The organism is Rhodococcus sp. A14 (assembly GCF_011603105.1).
In the GTDB taxonomy this organism is placed as follows: Bacteria; Actinomycetota; Actinomycetes; order Mycobacteriales; family Mycobacteriaceae; genus Rhodococcus_F; species Rhodococcus_F opacus.
Genome location: NZ_JAAOQS010000108.1, coordinates 22,189 through 29,441 on the forward strand (window position 1 = coordinate 22,189; position 7,253 = coordinate 29,441).

Annotated in this window: 8 protein-coding genes; 4 read left to right on the top strand and 4 right to left on the bottom strand. The window is 65.9% G+C overall.

Going from position 1 to position 7,253, the window contains the following annotated elements:
- Window positions 1-214 precede the first annotated feature (214 nt).
- The gene (locus G9373_RS47905; RefSeq protein ID WP_009476095.1) at window positions 215-337 is read right to left on the bottom strand and encodes a hypothetical protein; all 123 of its coding nucleotides are present in this window, start codon (window positions 335-337) and stop codon (window positions 215-217) included.
- Between the two features lie 322 nt (window positions 338-659).
- Here G9373_RS47905 and G9373_RS36635 point away from each other — a divergent pair, with 322 nt between their 5' ends.
- The 4 genes from G9373_RS36635 (at window position 660) to G9373_RS36650 (ending at window position 4,469) form a co-directional block, all read left to right on the top strand.
- Window positions 660-1,007 (top strand): serine recombinase, encoded by a 348-nt coding sequence (locus tag G9373_RS36635; RefSeq protein WP_167119840.1) that lies wholly within the window; start codon window positions 660-662, stop codon window positions 1,005-1,007.
- A gap of 903 nt (window positions 1,008-1,910) precedes the next feature.
- Window positions 1,911-2,051 (top strand): hypothetical protein, encoded by a 141-nt coding sequence (locus tag G9373_RS36640; RefSeq protein ID WP_167119843.1) that lies wholly within the window; start codon window positions 1,911-1,913, stop codon window positions 2,049-2,051.
- 1,314 nt (window positions 2,052-3,365) lie between these two features.
- Window positions 3,366-3,719 carry a WhiB family transcriptional regulator gene (locus G9373_RS36645; protein WP_167119846.1) on the top strand — a complete coding sequence of 118 codons (354 nt, stop codon included), beginning with the start codon at window positions 3,366-3,368 and terminating at the stop codon, window positions 3,717-3,719.
- A 213-nt stretch (window positions 3,720-3,932) separates the two neighbouring features.
- Complete coding sequence (locus G9373_RS36650; RefSeq protein WP_167119849.1) at window positions 3,933-4,469, top strand: hypothetical protein; 537 nt, start codon at window positions 3,933-3,935, stop codon at window positions 4,467-4,469.
- A 90-nt stretch (window positions 4,470-4,559) separates the two neighbouring features.
- Here the strand turns inward: G9373_RS36650 and G9373_RS36655 are convergent, their stop codons facing one another.
- From G9373_RS36655 to G9373_RS36665, 3 genes are all read right to left on the bottom strand, one after another.
- A complete protein-coding gene (locus tag G9373_RS36655; RefSeq protein WP_167119852.1) occupies window positions 4,560-4,757 on the bottom strand; it encodes a hypothetical protein in 198 nt (65 codons plus the stop codon).
- Between the two features lie 175 nt (window positions 4,758-4,932).
- Window positions 4,933-6,336 carry an amidohydrolase family protein gene (locus G9373_RS36660; RefSeq protein WP_167119855.1) on the bottom strand — a complete coding sequence of 468 codons (1,404 nt, stop codon included), beginning with the start codon at window positions 6,334-6,336 and terminating at the stop codon, window positions 4,933-4,935.
- Window positions 6,333-7,253: CoA transferase (locus G9373_RS36665; protein ID WP_167119858.1), on the bottom strand; the 921-nt coding region annotated here is incomplete at its 5' end. The genes G9373_RS36660 and G9373_RS36665, both read right to left, overlap by 4 nt.

Below are 7,253 nucleotides of genomic sequence, written 5' to 3' on the forward strand. Positions count from 1 at the left end.
ATTGAACTTGTCAGGGTCGTGTGAGTGTTGTTCGTTCCTGTAGAAAATCGGAAGCGAGTGCAGCGGTGATATCGCCACGCCGAGCCGGTCTCTCCCGGAGCTGCTACTTCTGCTGTGGGCGAGGGTCAGGCTTTTGGCCGTATTCCCGGGGTAATATCATCAATCTTCAGGCACGACGAGGTTGGTGGGGTGCGGCGTTGACGCCAGTAGTGCGTCAGCTCTTCCGCTTTCGGATGAGTTGAGTCGACTCGAGGGCCTTCTCTCGCTTCTCCGCCCGGCGCTCCTTGAGGGCACGTGCAGATTGTTTCGAACTCTTGACGGCGGACTTGTCAGCCATTGTCGGTCCTTTCCGAATCGGCAACCGCGAACTGACCTCGACCATACCCAACAAAAGAAATAAGTCCAGTTCAGCGGCCGATACGAGGTGGATCAGGTACAGGAGGGTCGTGACGACGGGGTCGGTTGGACCAACGTCACCCGGGTTGTACCTCCGATCGGAGATGGTCTACGCCTCAGGAGCGTGCATCCGATCGTCCTGCAGTGGCAGTCAGAGCTTCCGAGGTACAAGGGGCGCAGTAAATTTGACGGAGCTTGCTTATTTCCTGCGGATGGCTATGGTGCAGGGCAGCGTTAGTGGCATCTATCTGGAGGACTGAAATGTGAGTGCAGCTACCGATCGTCAGTGGGCGGTTCGTGACGCTGTTCTGCGTTGGCTTCTTGCGAAGACAACGGAGGGTTATCGCAGCCCGATTCTGGATGCGGATGCCATCGGAGCGGAAGTCGGGTGGGTGGCCTCGGCGCTCACCCACGACGAAGTGTCCGACGCCTCGATGTTTCTCTTCAAGGAGAACTACCTGACAGGGGTGCCGGTAATGGGGATCGGGATTCCGCGACCGATGCTGACCGTTGCCGGACGTCGGGTGGCCAAGGCCGGCAAACCGTTGAGGTCCAAGGTCGACGCTCACCAAGCGAAGTTGCGCCAGCGTCTGACGGCTCCGCTGGCGTAGGCATCCGCGACGACGACGGCGGCAGTGAAGTGAAGTGAGAGAACGGCTCGACCGGTCACTTGTCACTCGACGATGAGTACCTGAGCACGGGTTGAGCTCGGAACCGTTAGGGTCTGCACCGCCTTTGGGGCACACCACGCAGACGCCGACGGGGTCACCCAGTCCGGTCGCGTCCCCCGAGGTGGGTGTCCGCGTACGCGCATTCCGCGGCGAAGGTTCGACCCAAATCGGTCGACTGTGCCGTCGGTCTGCGATCGGAATGGCCTGGCTTGGTGGTGGTGACGGCCGGCAGGGGTGCATCAGCGAAAAAGTCGGAACGATAGCAGGATTCACTTTAGGTCCTAAAGGATGGCAAGGTGCTCCGGAGATCGTAGCGTGGGCGCTGGGCGGATCGGTCGATGGCGCGCTGCGCGACTTACAGTTTCGCCGGTCCGACGCCGTTCGCGTGGTTCGTCGATGGGCACGTTGTTCGTCGGTGAGGGTGTAACGGACGGCGACGGTTGGGCGGTCTTCTTGTGGGGTGACTGCACGCCCGCCTGCGCGATCATCGGCCCGGTATCCATCGCCGCGGAACCCAGATCTCGACTCTCGTTGCGGTCGCCGCCGCCTCCATCGTGATCTGACCGATTGTATTCGGAGTCAGCCGATTTCGTCCGGAGTAAGACGGGAGTCGTCTATCATGGGTGTGGCGAGCCGATCGTAGGGCAACGTCGACGACCGCCGGTGCCGGGTGGCTCAGCACCGTGGAGATCAAGGCCCGGCTCGCCGCGATGTTCGCTGACGACAACACAGAGGCCCTGCGCCCTCGTTGCCGTTCCCGTCGGTTGCGGGTGAACTGAGCACTACCGCATCGCGATCCGCGCCTGGCCGCCACACCTGGCCTACCCGAGGAGGACCTGTCCCATGAACCTCAATGTCGCCCTCCTGTTACTTGTCCTCGCGGGAGGAATCGGTGGTACCGCCGCCGTCCAGGCCGCGTTGCGCCGTTCCGCCGGGCGGTGCCGCGGCCGCGGCGAGGGTGCGGTGGTCCGCGTGGACGGCTGATCAGCCCTTCTTCGGACCAGTCATTTCCCCACCCCACTGAAACCAACCCCCGGATTCACCTGCGCTGGACACCGAGGGCGCCATCTTCATGGGCGCAGCACCAAGGGGGCGGACGTAGCAGACTCGCCCGCAAGAACCGCGATCACCGCACTGCCACGCACACCGGCCCACCCGAGAATCCGACTCAGCCCAAGTCGACCTAACTTCATGGTGTTGTTGTCGGACTCGGGCGCAACATACATTTGTCGGCAGGCCGCCGGCCGGGCCGCCACAATGCCCGCCGGCCGGCGGTTCTGCACCCCACCCGGGTTCTACATCCCGGGTGGGAGTAACTGGATGGGTCCACACCTGCGAGGCTCACCTCCGCGGACGGTCGCGGCTCTCACATCCGGTATTGCGCGGTAACCGTGTCGACCCCGACACGTACCGCAAGGCCGAGGAGGCCAGGCGCTGTTGAACCTCTCCATCTCGCCACCTCCGTGTCATGCGATATTTACACACCTAAAGTTGAATGTTCAACTTGCTGGGGTGTGAGATACGCGACCGCCCACCGTTGGCGGCTCGACCTCGAAGGTGCGCAGTGACGCTCTCGCCGGGTCTCGCCCGCAACGCGTTGCGTCGGGCGGCGATCCGCCGTCACGCGCACACCGCACAGCCCATTCGTTCGTCACAGGAGACGAAAAAGGGAAGTATTCCAGGGTCTTCCGAAATCTGCGGGATCTCCAACCGTGGGAAGGGTCGATGCCGCCCGCAGAATTTCCCTGAGCGTCTTCGAACGCCGCTTCCGAGACGTCTGACGACATTGCGCAGTCCGGACGTTGGAACTCGACAGCCAGCCCGTCGGCAGCTCCGGGGTGCATCGGTCGAGACTGGGGTGCCTAGGTACGACTAGGTAAATGCCCGTGTTCTCTGGCCATCGCTTCGACGAGACTGGAGTGACGACCGGTGACCTCGGCGATACGAGTGCGGAACACCCGCCCACCTGCTGCCACCATCATGTGCACCGCCAATGAACGAAAGGGCTATCGTGCCGACCGACGCGTCAGCAATATCCAGGCGACGCCCTGTGCCGGGACCTGCTGGCGCACAATTGCTGGCCACCGCGGCGGCCAGCGTGGCCGAGCAGTGTTCCTGCAGCCATGACGCCGCCTTCGATGCCCTGATCGATGTTGCCCGCCGCAACCACATCAGTGTCGCCACCGCAGCTAAAGACCTCTTGTCCCGGCCGTCCGTGGTTCCCGCTCGCTGTGAACCGCAACATCCCCGTCCCACGGTCGATCTGGCATCCGGCTCCCCTGACGTCAGCGGTTCTCGATGAGGAAGGGCCGGCAATTGTTCCCCCTGGAAGGTCACACGCGAGAGGTGACGGCCACCTCCGATTCCGGTGAGTGGCGGGAGCGTGCGGTGTGCTGCGGCGCCGACGTGTCGGTGTTCTTCTCACCCGAGGGTGAACGTGGCCACGCTCGCGACCGGCGCGAAGCGCAGGCCCGACAGGTTTGTCAGCTCTGCCCCGTGCTCGCGCAGTGCCGCGATCACGCTCTGACGGTGGGTGAGCCCTACGGCGTTTGGGGTGGCATGACCGAGGGGGACCGAAGAAAACACGTTATGCACCCCCATGCAGCCAACGTCACTGCCTGTCAGAGCAATTGCTCTCTAGCCCCGCGCTGACAAGTCGTGCACTCTGCTGCAGTGCCGCCGGTAGCGTCCACAGGCACACGCGACACGCCGACGTACAGGGTGCAGTCCGCGGTCCAAGTAGTTGCTGAACCCGCGCGTGTGGACTCGGCGTGTCGTTAAGAAGTGGGCGGCGGACGGTCGTGAACGCTTGGTCGGCTGACCCGATATATCGGGTGACCTATTGACCTTGAGCTGGGAGAATAAGTGAAATCCATCAAGAACGCGCTCGCTGTTGTCGCCCTGTGCGCCGGTATGAGCGCACTGGCAGCCTGTGGCGGAGGAAACGGCGGCGAGGTGACCTCGGATCCGGGGTCAGGAGTCAATCGGCCTGCTGACTCGACCGCGGCCACCCCAGCGCCGGCGAACCCGACGTTCGGTCAGGCGTACACCTTCGAGAACGGCCTTGCGGTCACGGTCGGTGCGCCACAGCCGTACACGCCGAGTCCGTCGGCGGCTGGTGCGGACGCCAGCCTCCAAGCTGTGGTCTTCGATATCACCATCGTCAACGGGTCACCCGAGAACTACGAGACGATGGTGTTCGCAACGACGTTGCAGAGCGGGAACCGCGAGGCGAGCAAGATCTTCGACTCCGCTAACGGTGTCGGTGGTTCCCCGAATACTCCGACACTGCCTGGTCGAGAGTCGGCGTTCCGGGTCGCGTACGCAGTCACCGATCCTCCCGACTTGGTTATGCAAGTCAGTCCCGGATTCGACTACAAGAAGATCATTTTCACAAGTTGATGCGGGAACGGCTGTCGCAATGGGACCCGGTCGGTGTCCGAAAAACACCGCACCTTTGCAACGCTCGGCGACGCGGCCCGTTACCTCACCTCAGGTGGACGGCGTGAGCCAGGCGAGCGCGGCGACCACGAGTGCCTGCGTACCGGAGTCGAGGGTGGTTGAGCAACCGGAGCGAACCTTCGCGGAGGGGTTCACCGGTGCGACTGGGTCGATCGTTCCGGCGTCCGACACCAGTGCATCATGTGGTTCGGTCGACAGGCCGATTGCGAACTCAACCTCCTTCACCACGGCGATCTGGGTTGCCTTGGGTCGGGCGTACAGTAACTGGTGGAAGCCTGCCCCTCGTCGGGGTAGTCCTCGACGAACCGTCGGTATCCGACCGCGCCATTCCTTCGTCGTCGTAATGTGCTCCCGGCCGGGCTACGGGTGAGGAAAGACCACCTCTCGCCTCGGGTTACTAAATTTAGTCCGGATTGGCCAAGTGTCCACCGATCAGGGTGGTCTGTACCGCGTCGGCGGCGGGCGCAGTGAGTATGTCGGCGAGGGGCGCGGATAGGAGGACCATGTCGGCGGCCGCACCTACGTGGATGTGGCGTGGGGTTCCGCCCGGGTCATCCGCGGGAGTGAGGTATCGCGTCAATGCCTGTGCGGCGGTGATGCGTTCGGTGCTTCCGACGATCTCGCCTGTCGGTGCGCGGCGGGTCACCGCGGCGGTGATCGCCGCCCAGGGGTCGAGGGGGCCGTACGGGGCGTCGCTCGACAACGCGACCGCGACGCTCGCGTCGATCAGCGACCGGCACCGGTACAGGTCGGGTAGGTCTCGCTCGTCGACGTCGCGGAGGTAGTCGTCGCCTCGGTCGGCGAGGAAGCCGGGCTGGGTGACAACTGTGAGTCCGCGCCGGTGGAGGCCGTCGATGGTCTCGCGGGGGATGATCGCGCCGTGCTCGACGCGGTCGCCTGGCAGGATCCCGACTTCGTCGAGCACGGCGAGCAGGATCAGCAGCGCCTCGCGGGTGACGCAGTGCACGGCCACTGCCCGTCCTCGGTTGTGGACCTCGCGGATCCGGTTTGCCAGGTCGTCGAGGTCGGGGAGGCCAGAGTCGGCGAGCACGATCTTGTACGGGCCGATGGTCAGACGTGCGGTGGGAAGGGGGGATTCGTCGGGCTGCGCGCCTAGCAGATGCACGCGTTGTGGCAATTCGCCGCTGGACATCGCCGCGGCGATCGCGGTCTGTGACTGCGGGCTGAGGTCGGGGGTGGCGTCGGTGACTCCGGTGACGCCGAAGCGGGTGAGCGCGGCGCCGACCTTGTCGAGGCGCGGCGGCCGGGATGGCGGGAGCCGGTCGCGGAGCCAGGTGTCGGCGCGCCACACTCGTCCGGTCGGGTGGCCGTCCGGTGCGCGTTCGACACCGGGATGGGTTGCGCTGTCGAGGTGCGTGGCGGTCACGGCGGCGCTGTTGAGCACCCACATGGCGCCGCTGCGGTGCTGTATCCGGACCGGCCGCGCCGCGTGCAGGCGGTCGAGGCGGTCGGCGTCGAGGTCGCCTGCGACGGTTTCGATGTAGCCGACGCCGCGGACCCAGCCGTTGTCGTCACCGGCCGCTTTGCCGAGTGCGGTCGCGAGGGTGGCGGCGTCGCGGATGTGCGGTGGCCCGCAGCGCACCGAGGCGGCTTCGGCGGCCATCGCGTGCAGGTGCAGGTGATGATCGTGCAGACCCGGGATCAGGGCGCCGCCTTCGGCGTCGATCACGTCGGCGGTCGGCGCAACTAGGTTCGGCCCGACTGCGGTGATCCGGCCGCCGGTGATCGCCACGTCGGCACCGGGGACGCCGTCGACCTCCGCGTCGCGGATCAGGAGGTCGGTCACGGTCCTGTGATCCCCAGCGACTGCAGCACGGTGGTGGTGTCCGCACCGGATATGGCGACGCGTCCTGCCGGCATGCGTGGCCGCGGCTCGGCGACGGGAACGACACCGGACGCGGTCTCGACCTCCCAGCCGCCGCAGCGCCGGAAGACGTGCGGTACCGGCTCGCTGGTGAGGGTCGAGGAGACGAGGTCCGACATCGACAGATCCCACAGGTGTCCGGACCCGTCGGCGTGTGCGGACATTGCGAGGGCCGCGGCGGTGACCCCGGTGAGGGGGTCGGCGAGGGCGTCGCCCACGAAGAGGGGTGTGCCGTCGGAGTCGTAGGCGATGAGTCCGGCTGCGGCGGCGAGGTCGTCGCCGAAGCCGATGCGGTCGGAGGAGCGTCCCGCTGCGGTGATCGACACCCAGGTGGCCCCGCGGGCGACGGCGGCGTCGGCGTCGAGTCCGAATCGGGTCAGGGCGCGGGGGCGGGAGGCTTCGATGACGATGTCGGCGGCGTCGACGAGGGCGGCCAGCGTTCGTCGTCCTCCGGTGGTCGTGGGGTCGAGGACCACCGATTCGTGACCGCCGTGCAGCAGCCGGTAGAAGTCCGGATTGCCGCGCCGGGCGCCGTCGGGGCGGTCGGGGGTCTCCACCTTCACTACGCGTGCGCCCGTGAGCCCGAGTAGGTTGGCGCACAGCGGGCCTGCCCAGAGCGAGCTGAAGTCGACGACGAGGAGCCCATCGACAGGCCGGGGATACTGCGGCACCGGGACCGGCGGTAGGGCGCCTGCCCGCGACACGGGGCCGGCGGCGACACCGAGCAGTTCCGCGCGTTCGGCTAACTCGGTGCCGGTGTGGGTGCGGAGCCAGTCGGAAACGGCCGGCCAGGGGTCGTTCTCGTTGATGGAGTCGCTGATCAGCGCCCCCAGCAGGGT